Raw genomic sequence first — 525 nt, forward strand, 5'->3', positions numbered from 1 at the left:
GCTGGGCCGGCGCCGGGTGCTGGGCGCCGCCGCCACCACGCTGGTGTTCTTCCTCGCCTTCCAGAGCGTCTACATCTACCTGTCCACCGCGGTGTCCGGCGCCACCGGCGGCGACGCCGACCGGCTGAGCCTGGTCCTGCTGACCAGCGGCGTGATGTCGGTGGCCGGCAGCTGGCTGGGCGGGCGCCTGGTGGACCGCCTCGGGGTGCGGCGGGTGCTGCTGACCGGCTCGGCGGTGGCCGCGGCCGCGTTCACCGCGCTGCCCTGGCTGGGGCTCACCATGCCCGGGGCGCTGGCCTACGCGGTGGTGGTGCCGCTGGCCGGGTGGGCGGTGTCGGTGGCGCTGCCGCACCGGCTGGCGTCGATCGACCCGGCCAACGCGCCGCTGCTGATCTCGCTGAACAGCAGCGCCCTGTACCTGGGGACGGCGGTCGGCGGCGTGGCCGGCTCGGCGGCGATCGCGGTGCTGGGCGGGCGCTGGTTCCCGTTCGCGGCGGCGGCGCTGGCGCTGGCCGCGTGCGCGGT

1 protein-coding gene is annotated in these 525 nt (G+C 77.3%); it reads left to right on the forward strand.

What is annotated here, in order from left to right; translation table 11 throughout:
• Positions 1-525, forward strand: a 525-nt coding sequence (locus tag AE652_RS46005; RefSeq protein ID WP_049661846.1) for an MFS transporter, incomplete at both ends; no start/stop codon positions are given.

It is taken from the genome of Kitasatospora sp. MY 5-36 (genome assembly GCF_001182915.1).
Lineage (GTDB): Bacteria > Actinomycetota > Actinomycetes > Streptomycetales > Streptomycetaceae > Kitasatospora.